The sequence below is a fragment of the Caenimonas aquaedulcis genome (genome assembly GCF_015831345.1).
GTDB classification, from domain to species: Bacteria; Pseudomonadota; Gammaproteobacteria; order Burkholderiales; family Burkholderiaceae_C; genus Ramlibacter; species Ramlibacter aquaedulcis.
On record NZ_JADWYS010000001.1, the window covers coordinates 2,293,444 to 2,315,296 of the forward strand.

21 protein-coding genes are annotated in these 21,853 nt (G+C 68.4%); 10 read left to right on the plus strand and 11 right to left on the minus strand.

Going from position 1 to position 21,853, the window contains the following annotated elements; genetic code table 11:
- Positions 1-7: 7 nt before the first annotated feature.
- Entirely contained in the window at positions 8-994 is a 987-nt protein-coding gene (locus I5803_RS11025) for an SGNH/GDSL hydrolase family protein (protein WP_196986406.1), read from the minus strand.
- Between the two features lie 48 nt (positions 995-1,042).
- The gene (locus tag I5803_RS11030) at positions 1,043-2,365 is read right to left on the minus strand and encodes a PQQ-dependent sugar dehydrogenase (protein WP_231402387.1); all 1,323 of its coding nucleotides are present in this window, start codon (positions 2,363-2,365) and stop codon (positions 1,043-1,045) included.
- A gap of 63 nt (positions 2,366-2,428) precedes the next feature.
- On the opposite strand from I5803_RS11030, the gene I5803_RS11035 reads away from it, so the two are divergent.
- From I5803_RS11035 to I5803_RS11050, 4 genes are read left to right on the plus strand one after another with little or no spacing between them, the layout of a single operon-like run.
- Positions 2,429-3,166: an alanyl-tRNA editing protein gene (locus tag I5803_RS11035; protein WP_196986408.1), complete on the plus strand. Its 738-nt coding sequence runs from the start codon at positions 2,429-2,431 to the stop codon at positions 3,164-3,166.
- 39 nt (positions 3,167-3,205) lie between these two features.
- Positions 3,206-5,365 carry a protein-disulfide reductase DsbD family protein gene (locus I5803_RS11040; RefSeq protein ID WP_231402388.1) on the plus strand — a complete coding sequence of 720 codons (2,160 nt, stop codon included), beginning with the start codon at positions 3,206-3,208 and terminating at the stop codon, positions 5,363-5,365.
- Positions 5,366-5,386: 21 nt separating this feature from the next.
- Positions 5,387-5,878: a CoA-binding protein gene (locus I5803_RS11045; RefSeq protein ID WP_196986410.1), complete on the plus strand. Its 492-nt coding sequence runs from the start codon at positions 5,387-5,389 to the stop codon at positions 5,876-5,878.
- A gap of 10 nt (positions 5,879-5,888) precedes the next feature.
- The gene (locus I5803_RS11050; protein WP_196986411.1) at positions 5,889-7,211 is read left to right on the plus strand and encodes an O-acetylhomoserine aminocarboxypropyltransferase/cysteine synthase family protein; all 1,323 of its coding nucleotides are present in this window, start codon (positions 5,889-5,891) and stop codon (positions 7,209-7,211) included.
- Between the two features lie 6 nt (positions 7,212-7,217).
- On the opposite strand, the gene I5803_RS11055 is transcribed toward I5803_RS11050, so the two are convergent.
- Positions 7,218-8,306, minus strand: a complete 1,089-nt coding sequence (locus I5803_RS11055; protein WP_196986412.1) for a tetratricopeptide repeat protein — start codon at positions 8,304-8,306, stop codon at positions 7,218-7,220.
- Positions 8,307-8,347: 41 nt separating this feature from the next.
- Here I5803_RS11055 and hemE point away from each other — a divergent pair, with 41 nt between their 5' ends.
- Both hemE and priA read left to right on the plus strand, forming a co-directional pair.
- Positions 8,348-9,439: a uroporphyrinogen decarboxylase gene (gene hemE / locus I5803_RS11060; RefSeq protein ID WP_196986413.1), complete on the plus strand. Its 1,092-nt coding sequence runs from the start codon at positions 8,348-8,350 to the stop codon at positions 9,437-9,439.
- 358 nt (positions 9,440-9,797) lie between these two features.
- Positions 9,798-11,861, plus strand: a complete 2,064-nt coding sequence (priA, locus tag I5803_RS11065; RefSeq protein ID WP_196986414.1) for a replication restart helicase PriA — start codon at positions 9,798-9,800, stop codon at positions 11,859-11,861.
- 3 nt (positions 11,862-11,864) lie between these two features.
- Here the strand turns inward: priA and rsmI are convergent, their stop codons facing one another.
- Complete coding sequence (rsmI, locus tag I5803_RS11070; protein WP_231402389.1) at positions 11,865-12,767, minus strand: 16S rRNA (cytidine(1402)-2'-O)-methyltransferase; 903 nt, start codon at positions 12,765-12,767, stop codon at positions 11,865-11,867.
- On the opposite strand from rsmI, the gene I5803_RS11075 reads away from it, so the two are divergent.
- Positions 12,768-13,169, plus strand: coding sequence for a YraN family protein (locus tag I5803_RS11075; protein WP_196986416.1), 402 nt, complete (start codon positions 12,768-12,770; stop codon positions 13,167-13,169). It abuts the gene before it with no gap.
- Positions 13,170-13,209: 40 nt separating this feature from the next.
- On the opposite strand, the gene I5803_RS11080 is transcribed toward I5803_RS11075, so the two are convergent.
- On the minus strand, positions 13,210-13,914 hold the full coding sequence (locus I5803_RS11080; RefSeq protein WP_196986417.1) for an anti-sigma factor: 705 nt from the start codon (positions 13,912-13,914) through the stop codon (positions 13,210-13,212).
- Positions 13,915-13,924: 10 nt separating this feature from the next.
- Positions 13,925-14,527: an RNA polymerase sigma factor gene (locus tag I5803_RS11085; protein WP_196986418.1), complete on the minus strand. Its 603-nt coding sequence runs from the start codon at positions 14,525-14,527 to the stop codon at positions 13,925-13,927.
- A 105-nt stretch (positions 14,528-14,632) separates the two neighbouring features.
- Between I5803_RS11085 and I5803_RS11090 the strand changes: the two genes are divergently transcribed.
- Complete coding sequence (locus tag I5803_RS11090) at positions 14,633-15,232, plus strand: phosphoheptose isomerase (RefSeq protein WP_196986419.1); 600 nt, start codon at positions 14,633-14,635, stop codon at positions 15,230-15,232.
- A complete protein-coding gene (locus I5803_RS11095; protein ID WP_196986420.1) occupies positions 15,229-15,861 on the plus strand; it encodes a BON domain-containing protein in 633 nt (210 codons plus the stop codon). The genes I5803_RS11090 and I5803_RS11095 overlap by 4 nt, the downstream gene beginning before the upstream one ends.
- Positions 15,862-15,876: 15 nt before the next feature.
- On the opposite strand, the gene I5803_RS11100 is transcribed toward I5803_RS11095, so the two are convergent.
- From I5803_RS11100 to I5803_RS11110, 3 genes are read right to left on the minus strand one after another with little or no spacing between them, the layout of a single operon-like run.
- Positions 15,877-16,779 (minus strand): NAD(P)-dependent oxidoreductase, encoded by a 903-nt coding sequence (locus tag I5803_RS11100; protein WP_196986421.1) that lies wholly within the window; start codon positions 16,777-16,779, stop codon positions 15,877-15,879.
- 5 nt (positions 16,780-16,784) lie between these two features.
- The gene (locus tag I5803_RS11105) at positions 16,785-17,921 is read right to left on the minus strand and encodes a PilT/PilU family type 4a pilus ATPase (protein WP_196986422.1); all 1,137 of its coding nucleotides are present in this window, start codon (positions 17,919-17,921) and stop codon (positions 16,785-16,787) included.
- A gap of 42 nt (positions 17,922-17,963) precedes the next feature.
- Positions 17,964-19,007 (minus strand): type IV pilus twitching motility protein PilT, encoded by a 1,044-nt coding sequence (locus I5803_RS11110; protein WP_196986423.1) that lies wholly within the window; start codon positions 19,005-19,007, stop codon positions 17,964-17,966.
- A 42-nt stretch (positions 19,008-19,049) separates the two neighbouring features.
- Between I5803_RS11110 and I5803_RS11115 the strand changes: the two genes are divergently transcribed.
- A complete protein-coding gene (locus I5803_RS11115; RefSeq protein WP_196986424.1) occupies positions 19,050-19,757 on the plus strand; it encodes a YggS family pyridoxal phosphate-dependent enzyme in 708 nt (235 codons plus the stop codon).
- Here the strand turns inward: I5803_RS11115 and I5803_RS11120 are convergent.
- Both I5803_RS11120 and glpK read right to left on the minus strand, forming a co-directional pair.
- A complete protein-coding gene (locus tag I5803_RS11120; protein ID WP_196986425.1) occupies positions 19,729-20,283 on the minus strand; it encodes a DUF3617 domain-containing protein in 555 nt (184 codons plus the stop codon). The two genes, I5803_RS11115 and I5803_RS11120, sit on opposite strands and share 29 nt — an antisense overlap.
- Before the next feature lie 60 nt (positions 20,284-20,343).
- The gene (gene glpK, locus I5803_RS11125) at positions 20,344-21,837 is read right to left on the minus strand and encodes a glycerol kinase GlpK (protein ID WP_196986426.1); all 1,494 of its coding nucleotides are present in this window, start codon (positions 21,835-21,837) and stop codon (positions 20,344-20,346) included.
- Positions 21,838-21,853 lie beyond the last annotated feature (16 nt).

The following is a 21,853-nucleotide window of genomic DNA, read 5'->3' on the forward strand; positions in this document are numbered from 1 at the left end:
CCCGGGCTCACCAGCCCTTCGCGTTGATGAAATCCCGCACCCGCTGCGCCACCAGCACGGAGCCATCGTTGTTCAGGTGGTCTTCGTCGTGCCGCAGCGAGGTCGGGATCACATCGTTGTTGTAGTCGGCCACGTCCTGCGGCAGGCTCGGATTGTAGTGGGCCATGAGGAAGGCGCGGATGTCGATGTAGTTGTTCGGGTACATCGCCTCCAGGTCCTTGTTCAGCTGCAGCGTCGTGTAGTACAGCGGCGTGCCCTTCGCTTCCTTCGGCTCGGCCTTCAGGATCAGCCCCAGCACGACGAAGCGGTTGTTGCCCGGCGTCAATGCCGCGACCGACGCGGCCATGTCGCGCTTCACCTGTTCCGGGTCGAAGTTGTTGTTGTGCCCGAACCAGAACACGCTGATCCAGCCGTGCTTGGCGGTGTCGGCCTGGATGCGCGCCAGCACGTCGAACGAGCTCTGGCTGGAGACGCCGCCGTTGAACACCGTGCGGTCCGGATAGAACAGGCCCAGGTTCGCCGAGAACGGCGGCGTGAGCGAGTCGCCCCAGGTCGCGATGTTGCGCGAGAGCGATGCGCAGTTCGCGGGGAGGATGGTGCAGGTGTAGTCGGCCAGCGGCGCGAGCGGCACCGGCGACGACGCATTGCCGGACACGGGGCCGAAGAGATAGATCGTCGGTACCGCGACACCGACGGACACGCCGAGGTAGTTGCCCGTGTTCGGGTAGTAGCGGTAGGTATAGGGCGACTGGTTGCCCGCGCTCTTGCCCGCCGTGGGGAAGTACTGCGGGTAGTTGGTCTCCGCCCAGTCCATCGCCTGGTCGGCGGTCAGCGGCGCGGGGTCGGCCATCGGCTGCTGCCCCGCGCGCATCGGCGCCGGCACGTTGCCCATGTTCGCGGACGACCCATCGGCGCCGCCACCGCCGCAGGCGACGAGCAAGGCCGTCGCGCCGCACACCATCGCCCGCGCGGCCCACACACGGGCCGCGTTCATCCATGACTTCATTGCTTCACTCCCTGAATCCGTTTGCACAAAAACTTTTCATCGCTTGGGCGGCGCCACGCGCCACACGACATTGCCTACGTCGTCGGCCACCAGCAGCCCGCCCTTGCCATCCATCGCCACGCCCACCGGGCGGCCGTAGGCCTTGCCTTCGTTGCTCACGAAGCCGGTGAGGAAATCGATCGGCTCGCTCACCGGCTTGCCGCCGGCAAAGGGCACGAAGACGACCTTGTAGCCGCTGCGCGGCTTGCGGTTCCACGAGCCGTGTTCGCCGATGAAGGCGCCGCTCGCGTAGTTCTGCGGCATCGTCTTCGCATCCGAGAAGCACAGGCCCAGCGGCGCGACGTGCGAGCCGAGTCCGTAATCGGGCGCGATCGCCTTGGCCACCATCTCGGGGTGCTGAGGCTCGACGCGCGTGTCCACGTACTGGCCCCAGTAGCTCCACGGCCAGCCATAGAAGGCCCCGTCCTTCACCGAGGTGAGGTAGTCGGGCACGAGGTCGTTGCCGAGCTCGTCGCGTTCGTTCACCACCGTCCACAGCGCCTTGGTGTCGGGCTCCCACGCCATGCCGTTGGGGTTGCGCAGGCCGGAGGCGAAGATGCGCTTGGCGCCCGTCGCGCGGTCGATCTCCCAGATCGCGGCGCGGCCTTCCTCGGCGGGCAGGCCGTTCTCCGCCACGTTGCTGTTGGAGCCGACGGTCGCGTACAGCTTGCTGCCGTCCGCGCTCGCGATGATGTTCTTCGTCCAGTGGTGGTTGATCGGCCCGCCGGGCAGGTCCGCCACCTTCACCGGCACGGCCGTGATCTGCGTCTGCCCCGCCGTGTACGGCACCTTGACGATGGCGTCGGCGTTGGCGATGTAGAGCTCGTTGCCCACCAGCGCCATGCCGATGGGTGAATTCAGTCCCTTGATGAAGATGCTCTTCATTTCCGCGACGCCGTCCCCATCGGCGTCGCGCAGCAGGACGATGCGGTTGGCGCTGGGCACACCCGCGCCTGCCTTCTTCATCACCTGCTTCATCACGGCGCCCTTGATGCCCTTGCCGTCCTCGGGCTTGGGCGGGGCGTTGCTTTCCGCCACGAGCACGTCGCCGTTGGGCAACACGTAGATCCAGCGCGGATGCTCCATCAGGCGGGCCATCGCCGTGACCTGGAAACCTTGCGGCGCCTTGGGGGCCAGGCCCTTGGGCCAGCCGATGGCCGGCGCGATGTTCACGGTCGGGATGAGGCTTTTCTCGACGGCAGGGAGCTGCGGATTCGGTCCCACGCCCATGTTCGGCGCGGATTGCGCGACCGCGCCGCAGCCCGCGAGCGCGGCCAGCAGGGCGAGCACGGGGAGCGCAGCTGATGAGGCATTCTTCATGCACCGAAGTCTCATCCGGCCCCACGGCGGCGCCTGTAGGCGGAAACCGCGAAAATAGCGCCCATGACTGACGAGCTGTTCCGCGCCGACGCGTATCTGAAGGAATGCACCGCCACCGTCGTCGCCATCGGCGACCAGGGGGTCGTGCTGGACCGAACCGTGTTCTATCCGCTCGGCGGCGGGCAGGCCGGGGACAGCGGGGCTCTGCTGGCGGGCGGCATCTCGCTCGCGATTGCCGACACGCGCAAGGGCAAGGACGCCGACGGCAACTTCGCGCCCTTCATCGCGCACGTTCCCGCGCCGGGCCAGGAGGCCGCGCTGTCCACGCTGAAGGTCGGGGACCCGGTGACGGCCAAAGTGGATTGGGACCGCCGCCACCGCCTCATGCGCTTCCACACGACGACGCACCTGCTCTGCCACCTGGTGCCGCAGCTCGTGAACGGCTGCTCCATCACGCCCGACTACGCGCGCCTGGACTTCAACATGACCGACCCGCTGGACAAGGACGCGTTGACCGAAGGCATCGCCCGCCTGGTCGCGGCCGCACATCCAGTGGTCGTCGGGTCGATCACCGATGAAGAGCTGGACGCCAACCCGGCGCTGGTGAAGAGCATGTCCGTGCAACCGCCGCGCGGCACGGGCCGCATCCGCACGATCCGCGTCGGCCAGGACGGGTTGGTGGACTTCCAGCCCTGCGGCGGCACGCACGTGGCCAACACGAGCGAGATCGGGGCCGTCGTCGTCACCAAGATCGAAAAGAAGAGCGCCACCACCCGGCGCGTGGTCCTCGGCTTTGCCTGAAGGAACTTCCGGCTTATGGCAGAGCTCCGAGATACACACATGACGGTTCATCGCTTTTTCTCCCGCCTGTTTGCGTCCGCGCTGGCAACGCTCGTCCTGGCGCTGCCCCTGGGCGCAGCCGCGCAGGGCGCAAAGAGCGTCGTCAGCACGGAACGCGTGCGCGCCGAATTGATGGCCCATGCGCCCGACGGCGTGGACCCCGGCAAGAAGGTCTGGGTCGGCCTGCAGCTCGCCCACCAGCCCGAGTGGCACACCTACTGGCGCAACTCCGGCGATTCCGGCCTGCCCACGCAGCTCGAATGGACGCTGCCGCCCGGCGTGACGGCCGGTGAGATCGCCTGGCCCGTGCCCAAGAAGATCCCGGTCGGCAACCTCGCCAACTACGGCTACGAAGGCACGGTGCTGCTCCCCGTGCCGCTCACGATCACGCCCGCCTTCAAGCCCTCGGTGCTCGGCTCCGACCTGGACGTGAAGTTGAAGGCGCAGTGGCTGGTCTGCCGCAAGGAGTGCATTCCGGAGGAAGGCGAATTCGCGCTGAAGATTCCGGTGAAGAGCAGCACGGCGATCAACACGAAGGCGTTCCAGGCGGCCTTCGAGGCGCAGCCCAGGCCTGTGCTGGCGGGCACGCAGGTGATCACCGAGAGCAATGCGCGCGTCGATGGGGATTCGATCAAGCTGAGCGTGCAAGGGCTGCCGGTCGAATTGCGTGGCAAGTCGCTGGAGTTCTTCCCCGAGACGCCGGAAGTCATCGAGACGGCGGCACCGTGGACGCAGGCATGGAACGGTGCCACCTGGACGGCGAGCATCCCGCTGTCCGCGCAGCGAAGCGCCAGCCCGAACGTGCTGCCGGTGGTGCTGGCTTCGGGCACCGAAGGATGGCGCACCGAATTGAAGGTCGTCGGCCAATGGCCGCAGGTGGCGGCGGCAGCAGGCATGACGCCCGCGCTCGAGGTCGCGCTACGCGCCAACACCTCCAGCGCCCCGCCCTCGACACCCTCGCTCACGCTCGCCGCCGCGCTCGTCGGCGCCTTGCTGGGCGGGTTGATCCTCAACCTCATGCCCTGCGTGTTCCCCATCCTCGCGATCAAGATCGTGGGCTTCACGCGGCACGCGGAGGACAGGCGCGCACATCGCACGGCGGGCCTTGCATACACCGCCGGCGTGATCGTGTCTTTCGCCGCGCTGGGTGCGCTGATGCTGGCGCTGCGCGCCGCGGGCGAGCAATTGGGATGGGGCTTCCAGCTGCAGTCCCCGGCCGTGGTGGCCGCGCTGGCGGCGCTCTTCACGCTCATCGCGCTGAACCTCGCGGGCCTGTTCGAATTCGGCTCCTTCGTGCCGTCGAGCGTCGCCTCCCTGGAAGCGCGCCATCCCGCCGCCAACGCCTTCCTCTCCGGCGTGCTGGCCGTCGCCATCGCATCGCCCTGCACCGCGCCTTTCATGGGCGCATCGCTCGGCTTCGCCATCGGCCTGCCCGCAGTCGAAGCACTGCTCGTCTTCGCCATGATTGGCCTGGGCATGGCGCTGCCTTACCTCGCCGCCAGCTGGGTGCCCGCGATCGCGCGCCTGCTGCCCAAGCCCGGCGCGTGGATGGACACCTTCCGCAAGCTCATGGCCTTCCCGATGTTCGCGACCGTCGCGTGGCTCGTGTGGGTGCTCGGGCAGCAAAGCGGCATCGACGGCGCGGCCGCGCTGCTCGTGCTGCTCGTCGCGATGAGCATGGTGGTGTGGGCGCTGACGCTGCGCGGCCGCGCGCGCTCGGTGATCGCCGTCATCTCGCTCGCGGCTTTCGGCCTGCTCGCGTGGGCGGCCGGGCCGAACATCACGAGGGCCCTTCCCGCGCAAACCGCGCAGGCCGAGGGTGGTGCGTGGCAGGCGTGGGAGCCCGGCCGCGTGGACCAGCTGCTCGCCTCGGGCCGCCCGGTGTTCGTGGACTTCACCGCGGCGTGGTGCGTGACCTGCCAGTACAACAAGAAGACCACGCTCTCGCGCGACGACGTGATGGGCGACCTGTCCGCGAAGAACGTCGCGCTGCTGCGCGCGGACTGGACGCGCCGGGACCCGGCGATCACCGCCGCGCTCGGCCAGCTGGGACGCAACGGCGTGCCCGTCTACGTCTTCTATGCCGCGGGCAAGGCGCCCGTGATCCTGTCCGAGATCCTGAGCGCCGACGAAGTGCGCGCCGCCATCGCCAGGCTCTAGGCGACTGCGTACACTGCGCGCATGAGCGACATCGCCACCCTGCGCCGCATCCTCGGGACCTGCAAGACCCTCGCCGTGGTCGGCCTGTCGCCGCAGTGGCACCGACCGAGTTTCTTCGCGGCCAAGTACATGCAGTCGCACGGCTACCGCATCGTGCCCGTGAACCCCACCGCGCCGGAAATCCTCGGCGAGCGCTGCTACCCCAGCGTCACCGAAGCCGCGAAGGCACTGGCACTCGAAGGCCGGACCATCGACATGGTCGACTGCTTCCGCAGGAGCGAAGACATCCCGCCCATCGCCGACGAAGCGATCGCCATCGGCGCGAAGTGCCTGTGGATGCAGATCGGCGTGATCGACGAAGCCTCGGCCGCGAAGGCGCGCGCCGCGGGCCTGGACGTCGTGATGGACCGCTGCGTGAAGATCGAGCACGCGCGCCTGTACGGCGGCCTGAACTGGGCCGGCGTGAACACGCGCGTGATCTCCTCGCGCCGCCAGCAACACCTGCCGTACTGAAAGGCCCGCCATGAGCAAAGACCGCGATTACGGCTTCGGCACGCGCGCGATCCACGCGGGCGCCGTGCCCGACCCGGTGACGGGCGCGCGCGCCACGCCGATCCACCAGACCACGAGCTTCGTGTTCGATTCGGCCGAGCATGCGGCAAGCCTGTTCAACCTGCAGACCTTCGGCAACGTGTATAGCCGCATCAGCAACCCGACCGTCGCGGTGCTGGAAGAGCGCGTGGCCTCGCTCGAAGGCGGCCGCGCGGCACTGGCCTGCGCCACCGGCATGGCGGCGCAGATGACGGCCCTGCTCGCGATCCTGAAGGCGGGCGACCACATCGTCGCGGCGTCCACGCTGTATGGCGGCACCGTCGGACAACTGGGCATCGGCTTCTCGCGCCTGGGCATCGAGACGTCCTTCGTCGACCCCGAAGACCCGGAGAACTTCCGCCGCGCCATCCGCCCGAACACGCGCGCGGTGTACGGCGAGACGCTGGGCAATCCGCTGGTGAACGTGCTCGACATCGAAGCGGTCGCGCGCATCGCGCATGACCACGGCCTGCCGCTCATCATCGACAACACGGTCGCCAGCCCCTACCTGTGCAACCCCTTCGCCTTCGGCGCGGACATCGTCGTGCACAGCGCCACCAAGTACCTGGGCGGCCACGGCACCACGATGGCGGGCGTCGTCGTGGAGTCCGGCAAGTTCGACTGGGGCTCGCCGCTGTCCAAAGACAAATTCCCCGAGATGCTCGAGCCGAGCCGCGCGTACCACGGCGTGAAGTTCTACGAGACCTTCGGCGATTTCGGCTACACGATGAAGGCGCGCATGGAGGTGAACCGCACCTTCGGCGGCTCGCTCTCGCCGCTGAACGCATGGCTGATCCTGCAGGGCATCGAGACGTTGCACCTGCGCATGCAGGCGCACTGCCGCAACGCGATGCAGGTCGCGCGCTTCCTGCAGTCGCATCCGCTCGTGGGCTGGGTGAACTACCCGGGCCTGCCGGAGTCGCCGCACCACGCGCTCGCGCAGAAGCAGTTCCGGAGCATCGACGGCTTGCCCGGCTCGTCCGGCATCCTCACCTTCGGCATCCGGTCTCCCGATGCAGCGAAGGCGGGCGAGCGCTTCATCGACGCCTGCGAATTCCTCAGCCACCTCGCGAACATCGGCGACGCGAAGACGCTCGTGATCCATCCCGCCTCCACCACGCATCGCCAGTTGAACGAAGAAGAACTGGCGCGCGCCGGTGTGCGGCCGGACATGATCCGCCTGTCGGTGGGCATCGAGGAAGCCGACGACATCGTCTGGGACATCGACCAGGCGCTGCGCCAGGCCGTGCGATGACGCCCCTCAGCGACGGGTGAGCCAGTAGTACAGGCCGGCGATGGGCCGGCCCTGGTCTTCGCGGATCGGGTGCTCCTCGCGCGCCGTCACGGCGAATCCGTTTCGCGCCGCGAGTTCCGCGAGGTAGCTCGCCGAGTGCGCGTATCGCAGACTGGTTCGCAGCGCAAAACCGTCCGGCGTGTGCTTCTCCACGGAAAAGCAGAACACGCCTTGCGGCACCAGCGCCGCCGCCGCGGCTTCGAACACGCCTTCCAGGGCGCCCACGTAGATGAAGACGTCGGCAGCCACGACCAGGTCGAACCGCTGGCGTGCGTCACGAAGGAACTGCTGCGCATCGGCCTGCACGACGCTGTCGTATGCGCCGCGCGCCTGCGCCTGCCGCACCATGTTCGCGGACAGGTCGACGCCTTGCAGTGCGATGGCCATCGGCCGCAGCAGCGGGCCGCACAGCCCGGTGCCGCAACCCAGGTCCACGGCCTGCGCGAACACGCGTCCCATGCCGCGCAGGCGCGCGGCGAGGACATCCGGCGCGCGGTAGTGCAGCACCTGCAGCAGATGCTCCTCGAAGCCGTCGGCGTAGGTGTCGAACAGCGTTTCGACATAGCCGGGCGGCGGCGCCTCGGGCGTGTCGTTGCCGTCCAGCGCGGCGAGGTAGTAGGCGGTGAGTTGCGGATCGGCGCCGCATTCCAGCGCGCGCCGGTAGGCGGCCGCCGCCGGCGCGGGCCGCCCCATTTCGCGCAGCAAGGTCCCGCGCAGCGTCCACGCGGCGCCTTGCGCGGGGTTTATGTCGATGGCGCGGTCGATCGACTCCAGGGCGTGCTGGTGCCGCCCGAGCTCCGCGAGCGCCGTCGCGCGGTGTCCCCAGGCCTGCGCATCCCCGGGCTCCTGCCGCAGCGCATCGCCCAGCAGTTCCGCGGCCTCTTCGAAGCGACCCAGCTTCAGCCTCGTCGCGCCCAGGTTGACCAGGATCGACGCGCGGCCGGGCGCCAGCGCGAGCGCGGCGGTGAACTGGCGGTCCGCCACGTCGAAGCGGCCCGCCTCGAAATGCGCGACGCCCGCCAGAAAGAACTCTTTTGCCTGCGCGAGGGTGTCCATGGACCGATGATAAGGACGCCCGCGCCTGCGACAATCGGAGGATGAGTTTCGCGCCCCTGCAGAACGACACGTTCCTGCGCGCCTGCCGGCGCCTGTCCACCCCCTACACCCCCGTCTGGCTGATGCGCCAGGCCGGCCGCTACCTGCCCGAGTACCGCGAGACGCGTGCTCGCGCGGGCAGCTTCATGGGCCTCGCCACCAACACCGACTACGCGACCGAAGTGACGCTGCAGCCGCTGGAGCGCTACCCGCTCGACGCGGCGATCCTCTTCTCGGACATCCTCACGGTGCCCGACGCGATGGGCCTCGGCCTGAGCTTCGCGCTGGGCGAAGGCCCGCGCTTCGCCAAACCCGTGCGCGACGAAGCCGCCGTCGGCGCGCTCGAGGTGCCGGACATGGAGAAGCTGCGCTACGTCTTCAACGCCGTCACGTCCATCCGCCGCGCGCTGGATGGCCGGGTGCCGCTGATCGGTTTTTCGGGCAGCCCGTGGACGCTCGCTTGCTACATGGTCGAAGGCGCGGGCTCGGACGACTACCGCATGGTCAAGAGCATGCTCTACAGCAGGCCCGACCTCATGCACCGCATGCTGCAGGTCAACGCCGATTCGGTGGCGGCTTACCTCAACGCGCAGATCGACGCCGGCGCGCAGGCCGTGATGATCTTCGACAGCTGGGGCGGCGTGCTGGCGGACGGCGCCTTCCAGGAGTTCAGCCTCGCGTACACGGCCCGCGTGCTTTCCCAGCTCAAGCGTGAGCACAACGGCGAATCGATCCCACGCATCGTCTTCACCAAGGGCGGCGGGCAATGGCTCGCGGAAATGGCCGAGCTCGACTGCGACGCGCTCGGCGTCGACTGGACGGTGAACCTGCGGCGCGCGCGCGAGCTGCTCGGCGGCAGGAAGGCATTGCAGGGCAACCTCGACCCCAATGTGTTGTTCGCGCCGCCTGCGCGTATCGAGTCCGAAGTGGCCAAGGTGCTCGACGCATTCGGCGCGCCGCACACGGGCACCGGCACCGGCCCCACGCACATCTTCAACCTCGGCCATGGCATCAGCCAGCACACACCGCCTGAGCATGTGACGACCCTGGTGAGCGCCGTCCACACGCATTCGAGACGCATGCGGGGCGCCTAAGCGCCTCCACAACAGCTTCGTCATCAGGGAGTTCCCTAGCAGACATCGGCAGCAAATTCTTTGCCAGATGCTTGACTTATGCACAAAAACGGCTTGGTACCCCTTACGGCGCCGGCCGGCTTGCTACAAAACCCATAGCGAACGTAAGTGCTTGATTTTGAACGACTTAATTTCCCGCACTTTTTACGGGCAACCCAGCCAAGCCCTTGATTTTTCAAGCTTCGGCGGTCGGCGGCGGGCAGCTATCAACAAAGTTATCCACAACTTTGGATGCCGCGTGGCAAATGGCTTCTAAATCAAAGACTTAACGCGGTATTCGCAAGTTGACCTGAAGATTCGACGGTAAAGCTCCCCTTCCATGCCGTACACGCTCGCCGTCGTCGTCCCAACGCCCGCACACAGCAATATCAGCGGACCGCTGAGCTACCAAAGTGAGCTGCCACTTGCTGCGGGAACGCTCGTGCGCGTGCCCCTTGGCCGCCGCGAGGTGCTGGGCATCGTCTGGGACGAGGAAGCGGGCGCCGTCCAGACCGGGCCGGAAGTCGTCACGAAACCGATCGCGGGTGCGCTGGACGGAATTGCGCCCCTCGTTGCCGGATGGCGACAGCTCGTCACGTTCGCCGCGCGCTACTACCAGCGGGGCTTGGGCGAGGTGGCGCTCGCGGCGCTGCCGCCGCAGCTGCGCGACCTCGACGGGACGCAGCTGGCCAGGCGCCTGAAGCGCGTCACGGCGGCCGATTCGCCCGGCACCCTGTCCGCGCCGCTGCCTCCCAATGCCGAACAAGCCGCGGCGCTCGATGCGATCAGCGCTTCGGCCGCGCCCTTCCTCCTGTTCGGCGCGACGGGCAGCGGCAAGACCGAGGTGTACCTGCAGGGCGTGCAGCGGATGCTGCAGAAGGACCCGCGTGCGCAGGCGCTGGTGATGGTGCCCGAGATCAACCTCACGCCGCAGCTGCAGGAGCGATTCGTCACGCGCTTCGGCGCGGGCGCCGTCGTGGCGATGAACAGCGGCATGACGCCCGCGCAGCGCCTGAAGAGCTGGCTCGCCGCGCACAGCGGCCAGGCGCGCATCGTGCTCGGCACCCGGATGGCGGTGTTCGCATCGATGCCCAGGCTCGGGCTGATCGTCGTCGACGAGGAGCACGACCCGAGCTACAAGCAGCAGGAAGGCGCGCGCTATTCGGCCCGTGACCTCGCCGTGTACCGCGGCATGATCGACGGCGCTGCCGTGGTACTCGGCTCGGCCACGCCTTCGCTGGAGAGCTGGCACGCCGCCGACAAGGGCCGCTACACGCGGCTTTCCATGGCCGCGCGCGCCTCCGATGCGCAGGACGCCGCGCCGCCGGGCTTTCCCGCCGTGCGCATGGTCGACATGAACCTGCAGCCGAAGCGCACCGTCTTTTCGCCGCAATTGCTCGACGCGATCGCGCAGCGCGTGTCGCGCGGCGAGCAGTCGCTGGTCTTCCTCAATCGCCGCGGCTATGCGCCCGTGCTCGCCTGCAGCGCCTGCGACTGGAAGAGCGACTGCCCCAACTGCAGCGCCTACCGCGTCTTCCACAAGATCGACCGCACGCTGCGCTGCCACCACTGCGGCTTCGCCGAGCGCGTGCCGCGCGCGTGCCCGTCGTGCGGCAACGTGGACATCGCGCCCATCGGCCGCGGCACCGAGCAGATCGAGGAACACCTGGGCGAGCTGTTGCGGGGCGTGCGCCAGCCCGGCGGCGAGCCCGCGCGCATCGCGCGCATGGATGCGGACACGACGCGGCTGAAGGGCGCGCTGGAAGAGCAGCTCGCGCGCGTGCACGCCGGCGACGTGGACGTGCTCGTGGGCACGCAGATGGTGACGAAGGGACACGACTTCCGCCGCATCACGCTGGTGGCCGCAGTCAACCCGGACAGTGCGCTCTTCTCCAGCGACTTCCGCGCGCCGGAGCGGCTCTTCGCGCTGTTGCTGCAGGCTGCGGGGCGCGCAGGACGCGATGCGGTGCATGCGGCCGCCAGCGAGATGTGGGTGCAGACCTGGCACCCCGGGCATCCGCTCTTCACCTCGCTGCGCCGCCACGACTACCCGGGCTTCGCGGCGCAGCAGTTGAAGGAGCGCGAGCAGGCGGGCATGCCGCCCTTCGCGTTCCAGGCGCTGCTGCGCGCCGAGGCACGCACGCAGGAAATCGCGCAGGCGTTCCTGCACGCCGCGAAAGCGCAGGCCGAAACCCTGCCCGACGCCGCGGCCGTCGCGATCTATTCGGCGGTGCCGATGGGCGTCCAGCGCGTGGCGAACGTGGAGCGCGCCCAGATGCTCGTGGAATGCGCGACGCGCGCGCCGCTGCAGCGCTTCCTCGCGGCGTGGCAGCCGGTGCTGCACTCGCTGCGCGAGAAGGGCCTCATCCGCTGGGCCGTCGACGTCGACCCGCTGGTGATCTGACGCTCAGGACTGCTTGATGCGCAGGGCTGCGTCGTAGAGATCGTTGCGCGGCTCGCCGGTGATTTCCGCGGCGAGCTTCACGGCGGTCTTCAAGGGCAACTCCTGCAGCAGCAGCGTCAATACACGCAACCCGCCATCGCCTTGCGCGGCTTGCGGCGCGGCGTGCAGCACGAGCGCGAATTCGCCGCGTGTGCGCTGCGCATCGGCCGCGAGCCAGGCGGCGAACTGCGCGCAGGGCAGCGTCGCGACTTCCTCGAACTGCTTGGTGAGCTCGCGCCCGACCGTGATGCGCCGCTCGCCCAGCGCGGCGAGCGAGGCGGCGAGCGCTTCGATGCGATGCGGCGCTTCCAGCAGCACCTGCGCGCGCGGCTCGGCGCCGAGCACCTGCACCGCGCGGTCGCGCTCGGTCGCCTTCGAGGGCAGGAAGCCCGCGAACACGAAAGCCCCATCGTCGCCCGACGCACCGGCCACGCTCAGCGCCGCCGTCACGCTGCTCGCGCCGGGCAGGGGCACGACGCGAAAACCCGCATCGCGCACCGCGGCGGCCAGGCGCGCGCCCGGGTCGCTCACGGCGGGCGTGCCCGCATCGCTCGCGTACGCGACGCGCTGCCCCGCGGCCAGGCGCTCGACCACCTTCTGGGCGGCCTCCGCTTCGTTGTGCTGGTGCACGGCCAGCCACTGCGACGGACTCTTGTCGATGCCGTAGGCGCGCAGCAGCGTCTGCGTGTGCCGCGTGTCCTCGCACGCCACCGTCTCGGCGATCGCCAGCACGTGCAGCGCGCGCAGGCTCACGTCGGCGAGATTGCCGATGGGCGTGGCGACGATGTAGAGCGCCCCTTGCGGATAATGCTGCGACCCGGCCGCCTCGCGGGCCGCGGTCAAGGCCGAAGAAAAAGAAGCGCTCAAATGGAAACTCCACGCAAGAAGGCAGACGGCAGTACCACCCGCACCACCACCACGAAGCAGGCCGGCGACGCCGCCGAGGGCGCCGCGCTGGCCCATCTGCAGGGCCAGGGCCTGCGGCTGCTCACGCGCAATTATCGAACGCCGGGGCGCGGCGGCGGGGAAATCGACCTCGTGATGCGCGAGCCCGGCGGCACGCTGGTCTTCGTCGAGGTGCGCCAGCGCGCCAGCCGCGACTTCGGCGGCGCGGCGGCGAGCGTGAGCCACTTCAAGCAGCGCCGCATCATCTTCGCCGCGCGCCACTACCTCATGCGCCTGCCCCAGCAGCCACCCTGCCGCTTCGATGTCGTCAGCGTGGAGCCGGGCGGGATCCAGTGGCTGCGCGGGGCGTTCGACGCGTCTTGATCGCCGGAACTGCCCTCGCCTCCCAGGACAGCTGTGAACCCTAAGGCGCCTGCAGCAACGCCCCCTTGAACAGCACCGGCCCCGTCGGCGCGCCCTGCACGCCGCCCTTGGGCTCCAGGCTCACCGCCAGAACGGGCATCTGGCGGATGGAGCTCTGTGCGGTGGAGATGCGCGCGACGCCATCGGTGCCCAGCACCGCGAGCGATCTCGGGCCGCCGGCTTCGGGCAGGGCCCAGAGCTGCAGCGACTTGTCCGCGGCTACCTGGTAGCCGCCGACGCGCTTGATGGTCATGGTGTTGTGCTTCGGATCCACCGTGACCAGCAGCGACGCCGTGGCCTTGTCGTCCGAGAGCACGGCCACGTAACTGACTTCCGGCTGGGCGCGCAGCACCGACACGCTGACGCCCACCGCGGCCACCGTCGCGAAGGCGCCCGCGAGCGCCGCGCCGCGCCACCACGAAGCGATGCCTTGGCGCGCGGGCTCGCTCGCCGCCACGCCGCGCGTGGGCCGCGTGGCTTCGATCTCGTTCTGGATGCGCTTCCAGACGTTGGCGCTAGGCATGTCGGCGCGCTGCAGCTCCGTCATCGCGGCGAAGCGTTCCTGCCACAGCAATGCCGGGGCGCGGATGCTCGCGTCCTGCCGGGCGAGCTGCTCGAAGCGCCTGCGCGCGCCGCCGCGCAGCGTGCCCAGCGCATAGGAAGCGGCGAGGCGGTCGACGAGTTCGGGATGTCGGTTCAGGTTCATGCGCGCTCCCTCATGCGAACCGCGCCATGCAGCCGCGCAGCTGTTCGATCCCCCGGCGAATCCAGGTCTTCACGGTGCCCAGCGGCACCTTCAACTGCTCCGCGAGTTCGCTGTGGCTCAGGTCGCGCAGGTAGGCGAGGCTCAGCACCTCGCGCTGGCGCGCTTCCAGCCGGCGCAGGCAGTCGTGCAGCGCCCGCGCCTGCTCGCTCGCGTCGCTGGCATCCATCGGGTCTTGCGCATCGCCCGCCAGCGTGTCGTTCATGACCTCGTCGAACTCCAGCGCGGTGTCGGCCCGCTCGCTGGTGCGGCGCCGCAGGAAGTCCAGCGCGCGGCTGCGCACGATCACGCCCATCCAGCCCAGCGGGGGGCTGAGGGACGCGCGGTAATCGCCGGCAATGCGCCAGATGTTGAGGTAGGCCTCCTGCAGCACATCCTCGGCCCATTCGCGGTTGCCCACGACGCGCAGGGCGACCCCGTACAGGCGCGACGACGTCAGGTCGTAGATCTCGCGCAGGGCGGCCTCCGCGGGCGCCTGCTGGCCGGGCGTGAGGGTGCGGGCCGCGACCCTGTCGAGCAGGGCGATGAGGTGAAGGTCGGAATCGGTGGTCGGCATGGTGGTACTGCGGTCTTGCTGACTGTACGCGCGAACGGCCGCGCTGGTTTCATGGATTCCTCGCCCCCCTGTACGTGCATATCGCCCCGGTTATCATTCCCGGCCATGCTCGAGCAACGTATCCAACAGCACTTCATCGACAGCGCCGACCTCAAATACCAGGCCGCGCAGGTCCTCAGCAAGCCGATCGCGGCCGCGGTGCAGGCGATCCTCGCCTGTGTCACGAGCGGCGGCAAGGTGCTCGCCTGCGGCAACGGCGGTTCGGCCGCCGACGCGCAGCACTTCTCGGCGGAGTTCGTCGGGCGCTTCGAGCGCGAACGGCCCGAGCTCGGCGCGATCGCGCTGACCACCGACAGCTCGATCCTCACCGCGATCGCCAACGACTACGACTACGAGCGCATCTTCTCCAAGCAGGTGCGCGCGCTCGGCCAGGCCGGCGACGTGCTGCTCGCCCTCACCACGAGCGGCAACTCCGCGAACGTGCTCGCTGCAATCGAAGCCGCGCACGAGCGCGAGATGACGGTAGTCGCCCTCACCGGGCGCGGCGGCGGCAAGATGACCGGCGCGCTGCGCGAGACCGACGTCCACATCTGCGTCCCGCACGAGCGCACCGCGCGCATCCAGGAAGTGCACATCCTGGCCCTGCACTGCATCTGCGACGGCGTGGACGCCCAGCTCCTCGGAGAACAGGAACCCCCGACATGACCTCCCTTCGCCAACCTGCGCTGACCTTCCTCGCGGCCGCGACGCTCGCAGCCGCCCTGTCCGGCTGCGCGCCGCTCATCATCGGCGGCGCGGCGCTGGGCACGATGGTCACCATCGACCGCCGCACCCCCGGCATCCAGATTGAGGACGAAAGCATCGAACTGCGCGGCGCCAGCGCGCTGCGGCAAGTGCTCGCGGACCGCGCGCACGTGAACATCACGAGCTACAACCGCCAGGTGCTGCTCACGGGCGAAGTGCCGAGCGAGCAGGACAAGCAGGCGGCGGAGCAGGCCGTCTCCAGGGTGGAGAACGTCAAGGGCCTCGTCAACGAGATCGCCGTGATGGGCAACAGCACCCTGGCGCAGCGCTCGTCCGACACGCTCGTCACCGGCAAGGTCAAGGCGTCCCTGGTCGACGCGAAGGATCTCTCCGTGGGCGCGTTCAAGGTCGTGACCGAGCGGGGCACGGTGTTCCTGATGGGCCGCGTGTCGCAGCGCGAGGCGGAGCGCGCGACGCAGATCACGCGCACGATCGGCGGCGTGCTGCGTGTCGTGCGGATCTTCGAGATCATCAGCGACGAGGAACTGCGCCGCCTGTCGCCGCAGCAAAGCGGCAGCGTCAAGCTCTGACGCCGGCGCCGGGCGCTATTTCAGGCGCTTGATCAGGCTGGACGTGTCCCAGCGCTTGCCGCCGAGCTGCTGCACGTCCGCATAGAACTGGTCCACCAGCGCCGTCACCGGCAGCCGCGCGCCGTTGCGCTTGGCCTCGTCGAGCACGAGGCCGAGATCCTTGCGCATCCAGTCCACCGCGAAGCCGAAGTCGAACTTGTCGTCGACCATCGTCTTGCCGCGGTTGTCCATCTGCCAGCTTTGCGCGGCGCCCTTGCCGATCACGTCCAGCACCTGCTTCATGTCCAGGCCGGCCCGCTGCCCGAAGGCGATCGCCTCGGACAGCCCCTGCACGAGACCCGCGATCGCGATCTGGTTGACCATCTTCGCGAGCTGGCCGCTGCCCGCCTCGCCCAGCAGCGTGAACGCGCGCGCGAAGGCCATCGCCACGGGCCTGGCCGTCTCGAAAGCCGCCGCGTCGCCGCCGCACATCACCGTGAGCAAGCCGTTCTGGGCGCCGGCCTGGCCGCCCGACACGGGCGCGTCGACGAAGGCGAGACCCTTGGCCGTCGCGGCGGCATACAACTCGCGCGCGACATTGGCCGAGGCCGTCGTGTGGTCGACAAAGACAGCGCCCCTGGACATTCCGGCGAAGGCGCCGTCGTCGCCCAGCGCGACCGCGCGCAGGTCGTCGTCGTTGCCGACGCAACAGAACACGATGTCGCGCCCCGCCGCCGCTTCGCGCGGCGTGGCTGCCGCCTTGCCCTTGAATTCATCCGTCCACGCCTTGGCTTTCGCGGCGCTGCGGTTGTAGACCACCACGTCGTGGCCGGCCAGGGCCAGGTGCCCCGCCATGGGAAAGCCCATGACGCCCAGGCCGAGGAAGGCGACTTTGCGCGGGGCCGTGGGCTCGTAAGTCTTCGGGTTGGTACTGCTCATGGCGCTCAGACGATGGCCATGTGTTCGGTGCCCGCGGACAGGTCCTGCGTCTTGGCGCGCTGGCTGTTGAGCTTGATCTGCAGGCGCAGGTCGTTCACGGAGTCCGCATTGCGCAGCGCGTCTTCGTAGCTGACCACGTTGTTCTCGAAGAGGTCGAACAACGCCTGGTCGAAGGTCTGCATGCCCATCTGGCGGCTCTTTTTCATGATCTCCTTGATCTCGGAGACTTCGCCCTTGAAGATCAGGTCGGACACGAGCGGGGAGTTCAGCATGATTTCCACCGCGGCCTGCCGGCCCTTGCCGTCCTGCTTGGGCACCAGGCGTTGCGAGATGAAGGCCTTGAGGTTGAGCGACAGGTCCATCAGGAGCTGCGCACGCCGCTCTTCGGGGAAAAAGTTGATCACGCGGTCCAGCGCTTGGTTGGCGCTGTTGGCGTGCAGGGTCGCCATGCACAGGTGGCCGGTTTCGGCGAAGGCGATGGCGTGCTCCATGGTCTCGCGGTCGCGGATTTCGCCCATGAGGATCACGTCGGGCGCCTGGCGCAGCGTGTTCTTCAGCGCGGCTTCCCAGTTGTCGGTGTCCAGGCCCACTTCCCGCTGGGTGATCACGCAGTTCTTGTGCGGATGTACGAATTCGACCGGGTCCTCGATCGTGATGATGTGGCCCTGCGAATTCTCGTTGCGCCAGTCGATCATCGCGGCGAGCGTCGTCGACTTGCCCGAGCCCGTGGAGCCGACCAGGATGCACAGCCCGCGCTTGGACATCACGACGTCCTTCAGCACCTGCGGCACGCCCAGCCCGTCGATCGTCGGCAGCACCTGCGGGATCACCCGCAGCACCATGCCGACCTTGCCCTGTTGCACGAACGCGTTCACGCGGAAGCGCCCGATGCCCGGCGGCGAGATCGCGAAGTTGCACTCCTTGGTGCGCTCGAATTCCGCGGCCTGCTTGTCGTTCATGATCGAGCGCGCCAGCGCCAGCGTGTGCCCGGAATTGAGCGGCTGCGGCGACACCTTGGTCACCTTGCCGTCGACCTTGATCGCCGGCGGGAAGTCGCCCGTGATGAACAGGTCGCTGCCGTTGCGGCTGACCATCAGCTTCAGCAGGTCGTTGATGAATTTTGTTGCCTGGTCGCGTTCCATGGTGATGAACCCCTAATTCGATTGCCTGCGATGGTCGCGTGATCAGCCCGGGAAGTTTTCCGGGATCTTGGCCTTGCCGCGCGCTTCGGCGGGGCTGATGATGTTGCGCTTCACCAGGTCCGCGAGGTTCTGGTCCAGCGTCTGCATGCCGAAGCTGTTGCCGGTCTGGATGGCCGAATACATCTGCGCCACCTTCGCCTCGCGGATCAGGTTGCGGATCGCCGAGGTGCCCAGCATGATCTCGTGCGCGGCGACGCGGCCGTTGCCGTCCTTGGTCTTGCACAGCGTCTGCGAGATCACGGCCTGCAGCGACTCGGACAGCATCGCGCGGATCATTTCCTTTTCCTCGGCCGGGAACACGTCGATGATCCGGTCGATGGTCTTGGCGGCGCTGGACGTGTGCAGCGTGCCGAACACCAGGTGGCCCGTTTCCGCGGCGGTCATCGCGAGGCGGATGGTTTCCAGGTCCCGCATTTCGCCCACGAGGATCGCGTCGGGGTCTTCGCGCAGCGCGGACTTCAGCGCCGCGGCGAAGGAGAGCGTCATCGGCCCGACCTCGCGCTGGTTGATCAGGCACTTCTTGGATTCGTGCACGAACTCGATCGGGTCTTCCACGGTGAGGATGTGGCCGAACTCGGTTTCGTTCAGGAAGTTCACCATCGCGGCGAGCGTGGTCGACTTGCCCGAACCGGTGGGCCCCGTCACCAGCACCATGCCGCGCGGCTTGAGCGCGAGGTCGCCGAAGATCTTGGGCGCGTTCAGCTGCTCGAGCGTCAGGATCTTGGAGGGGATGGTCCGGAACACGGCGCCGGCGCCGCGGTTCTGGTTGAAGGCGTTGACGCGGAAGCGCGCGAGCCCGTCGATCTCGAAGGAGAAGTCGACCTCCAGGAACTCTTCGTAGTTCTTGCGCTGGGTGTCGTTCATGATGTCGTACACCATGGCATGGACCGCCTTGTGGTCCAGGGCATCGACGTTGATGCGGCGCACGTCGCCATGGACGCGGATCATGGGGGGCAAGCCGGCCGACAGGTGCAGGTCGGACGCCTTGTTCTTCACGCTGAAAGCCAGCAGCTGGGTAATATCCACGGGTCCCTCTATTTCTCGAATCCGAACGGTTGCCGGTTGATTATGACCACGATTTCCAACAACCTCCAGAGAGTTCGCGAGCGGATCGAAGCGGCCTGCGCGGGGGCCAACCGCCCCGTGAACGAAGTCACGTTGCTGGCCGTCTCCAAGACGTTCGTCCCCGACGCGGTGCGGGAAGCCTTCGCGGCGGGGCAGACGGCCTTCGGCGAGAACTACATCCAGGAAGGCGTCGAGAAGATCGGCCTCCTGCGGGACCTTCCCTTGCAGTGGCACTGCATCGGCCCCATCCAGAGCAACAAGACGCGCCTCGTCGCCGCGCACTTCGACTGGGCGCACACGGTGGATCGCCTGAAGATCGCGCAGCGGCTCTCCGAACAGCGGCCGGAAGGGCTGCCCCCGTTACAGGTCTGCATCCAGGTGAACATCGACGGCGGCGGCACCAAATCGGGGGTCGATCCGAAGGAAGCCCTGGCGCTCGCCCGCGAGGTCGCGCAGCTGCCCCGGCTCGCGCTTCGGGGCCTGATGACCCTCCCCGAGCCCGCCGCGGACTTCGCGGCGCAAAAGGCGGTGCATGCGCGCGCACGCGCCTTGTTCGACGAACTGAAGGCGGCAGGCCTGGCGATCGACACCCTGTCGATGGGCATGACGGCCGACCTGGAAGCCGCGATCGCCGCGGGCAGCACCCTGGTGCGCGTGGGCACCGCGATCTTCGGCGGGCGGGCTACTTCTTCGGCATCGCCGGCGGCTTGACCGAGCCGCAGTCGGCCGCGAGCCACTTGCCGGAGCTTTCCATGTTCATCTTCTCGGGCTTGCCCTGGACCGTGGTGTTCACCGTCATCTTCGTGGAATAGGCCTCGGGGCTGGTGAAGGTCATGGTGCCCTCTCCGCTGGAAGGCGGGTTGGTGCAGGCGAAGGCCATCTTCATGGTGTTGCCGCTGCGCGACTGCTGGGTGGTCTTGCAGTCGCCTTTTTGCGACGGAATCTCGTTGCGCTCGACCATCTCCCTGGTCATGCACATCTGCAGCGTCATGCCGCCGGGGCCGCCACCGCCCATCTTCATGCCGCGCTGCGCCATCGCCTCTTCCATCATCTTGCGCTGGTCGGGCGGCATGCTGGCCAGCTGCTGCTGCATCTGAGCCATCTTCTGCTCCATCTCGCCGCTGCCGCTCTGCATCCTGCTCGTGATTTCCCAGAGGCCGGGCTTGAGGGACTGGGCCGCGGCCGGCAGTGCCGCTGCAGCGAAAAGAAGGGTCGCTAGGAGGCTGAAGCGCTTCATCTGGATTCCCCTGGCTGGTGGATGGCGCATTCTTGCCAAAGGTCCCGACCGTGGCAAGTCTCAAGCCGCAGTGGCCTGCCGCACGGCGTGCTCCCAGCCCGCCATGAGTTCCCCCGCCCGGGCGCGGTCCAGGGTCGGGATGAAGCGGCGCTCGGACTTCCACAGCTTGGACAGTTCGTCCGTGTCCTTGTAGACCCCGCGCGCGAGGCCCGCAAGGTAGGCGGCGCCCAGCGCGGTGGTTTCCGTGACGGCCGGGCGCACGACCGGGATGCCCAGCAGGTCCGCCTGGAATTGCATCAGCAGGTCGTTGACGCAAGCGCCCCCGTCGACGCGCAATTCGCTCACCGGCGCGGCGCCCGCGGCCACGGCGTCGCGGCTCATGGCCTGCAGCAATGCGGCGCTCTGGTAGGCGATGCTTTCCAGCGATGCGCGCGCAATGTGCGCGAGCGTCGTGCCGCGCGTGAGGCCCGTGATCGTGCCGCGGGCGTCCGGCTTCCAATAGGGAGCTCCCAGCCCCGTGAACGCCGGCACGACCATCACGCCGCCCGAGTCGGGCACGCTCTCGGCGAGGCCCTGCACCTCACCGCTGCCCTTGATCGCGCGCAGCCCGTCGCGCAGCCACTGCACCACCGCACCCCCGACGAACACGCTGCCCTCGGTCGCGAATTCCGTGCGGGGCCCGGTCTGCGCCGCGCTGGTCGTGAGCAGCCCGTTCGACGAGGTCTGGAACTTCGAGCCGGTGTGCATCAGCATGAAGCAGCCCGTGCCGTAGGTGTTCTTGGCCATGCCCGCGTCGAAGCAGGCCTGCCCGAAGAGCGCGCTCTGCTGGTCGCCCGCGACGCCGCCGATCATGATCGAGCCGCCCAGCAGCGCGGGCACCGTCTCGCCATACACCGCGCTGGACGGCAGCACCTTGGGCATCAGTTCCACCGGCACGTCCAGCAGCGCGAGCAGCTCCGCATCCCACTCGTTGCGGTGCACGTTGAAGAGCATCGTGCGCGAGGCGTTCGTCACGTCGGTCGCATGCAGCGCACCGCCGGTGAGCTGCCAGAGCAGCCAGCTGTCGATGGTGCCGAAGGCGAGCTCGCCCCGCTTCGCCTGCTCGCGCGCGCCGGGCACGTGTTCCAGCAGCCACTGGATTTTCGTCGCCGAGAAGTAGGAGTCGATCAGAAGGCCGGTGCGCGACTGGATCAGCTGCGCATGCCCCTGCTCGCGCAGCCGCGCACAGGTGGGTTCGCCGCGACGGTCCTGCCACACGATCGCGTGATGGATCGGGCGGCCGGTCTTGCGGTTCCAGATCACCGTCGTCTCGCGCTGGTTCGTGATGCCCAGCGCCTGGATGTCGCCGACCGCGAGGCCCGCCTTCGCGATCGCCTCCTGCGCGGTGGCAAGCTGGCCGCGCCAGATCTCCATCGGGTCATGCTCGACCCAGCCGGGCTGCGGATAGATCTGCGGCAGCTCCTGCTGCGCCTGCGCGACCACCTGTCCCCCCTCATCGAAAACGATGCTGCGCGAACTGGAAGTGCCTTGGTCGAGTGCGAGTAGATACGTCATCGTGTGCGAATGTAGG

What these genes read in the sequence shown, in the direction of transcription:
- I5803_RS11030 (WP_231402387.1), bottom strand. Translation starts at nt 2,365, where the DNA reads ATGAAGAATGCCTCATCAGCTGCGCTCCCCGTGCTCGCCCTGCTGGCC.
- I5803_RS11035 (WP_196986408.1), top strand. Translation starts at nt 2,429, where the DNA reads ATGACTGACGAGCTGTTCCGCGCCGACGCGTATCTGAAGGAATGCACC.
- I5803_RS11050 (WP_196986411.1), top strand. Translation starts at nt 5,889, where the DNA reads ATGAGCAAAGACCGCGATTACGGCTTCGGCACGCGCGCGATCCACGCG.
- I5803_RS11095 (WP_196986420.1), top strand. Translation starts at nt 15,229, where the DNA reads ATGACCTCCCTTCGCCAACCTGCGCTGACCTTCCTCGCGGCCGCGACG.
- I5803_RS11040 (WP_231402388.1), top strand. Translation starts at nt 3,206, where the DNA reads ATGACGGTTCATCGCTTTTTCTCCCGCCTGTTTGCGTCCGCGCTGGCA.
- I5803_RS11045 (WP_196986410.1), top strand. Translation starts at nt 5,387, where the DNA reads ATGAGCGACATCGCCACCCTGCGCCGCATCCTCGGGACCTGCAAGACC.
- hemE (WP_196986413.1), top strand. Translation starts at nt 8,348, where the DNA reads ATGAGTTTCGCGCCCCTGCAGAACGACACGTTCCTGCGCGCCTGCCGG.
- I5803_RS11075 (WP_196986416.1), top strand. Translation starts at nt 12,768, where the DNA reads ATGGAAACTCCACGCAAGAAGGCAGACGGCAGTACCACCCGCACCACC.
- priA (WP_196986414.1), top strand. Translation starts at nt 9,798, where the DNA reads ATGCCGTACACGCTCGCCGTCGTCGTCCCAACGCCCGCACACAGCAAT.
- I5803_RS11090 (WP_196986419.1), top strand. Translation starts at nt 14,633, where the DNA reads ATGCTCGAGCAACGTATCCAACAGCACTTCATCGACAGCGCCGACCTC.
- I5803_RS11115 (WP_196986424.1), top strand. Translation starts at nt 19,050, where the DNA reads ATGACCACGATTTCCAACAACCTCCAGAGAGTTCGCGAGCGGATCGAA.
- I5803_RS11085 (WP_196986418.1), bottom strand. Translation starts at nt 14,527, where the DNA reads ATGCCGACCACCGATTCCGACCTTCACCTCATCGCCCTGCTCGACAGG.
- I5803_RS11025 (WP_196986406.1), bottom strand. Translation starts at nt 994, where the DNA reads ATGAACGCGGCCCGTGTGTGGGCCGCGCGGGCGATGGTGTGCGGCGCG.
- I5803_RS11100 (WP_196986421.1), bottom strand. Translation starts at nt 16,779, where the DNA reads ATGAGCAGTACCAACCCGAAGACTTACGAGCCCACGGCCCCGCGCAAA.
- I5803_RS11080 (WP_196986417.1), bottom strand. Translation starts at nt 13,914, where the DNA reads ATGAACCTGAACCGACATCCCGAACTCGTCGACCGCCTCGCCGCTTCC.
- I5803_RS11120 (WP_196986425.1), bottom strand. Translation starts at nt 20,283, where the DNA reads ATGAAGCGCTTCAGCCTCCTAGCGACCCTTCTTTTCGCTGCAGCGGCA.
- glpK (WP_196986426.1), bottom strand. Translation starts at nt 21,837, where the DNA reads ATGACGTATCTACTCGCACTCGACCAAGGCACTTCCAGTTCGCGCAGC.
- I5803_RS11105 (WP_196986422.1), bottom strand. Translation starts at nt 17,921, where the DNA reads ATGGAACGCGACCAGGCAACAAAATTCATCAACGACCTGCTGAAGCTG.
- I5803_RS11055 (WP_196986412.1), bottom strand. Translation starts at nt 8,306, where the DNA reads ATGGACACCCTCGCGCAGGCAAAAGAGTTCTTTCTGGCGGGCGTCGCG.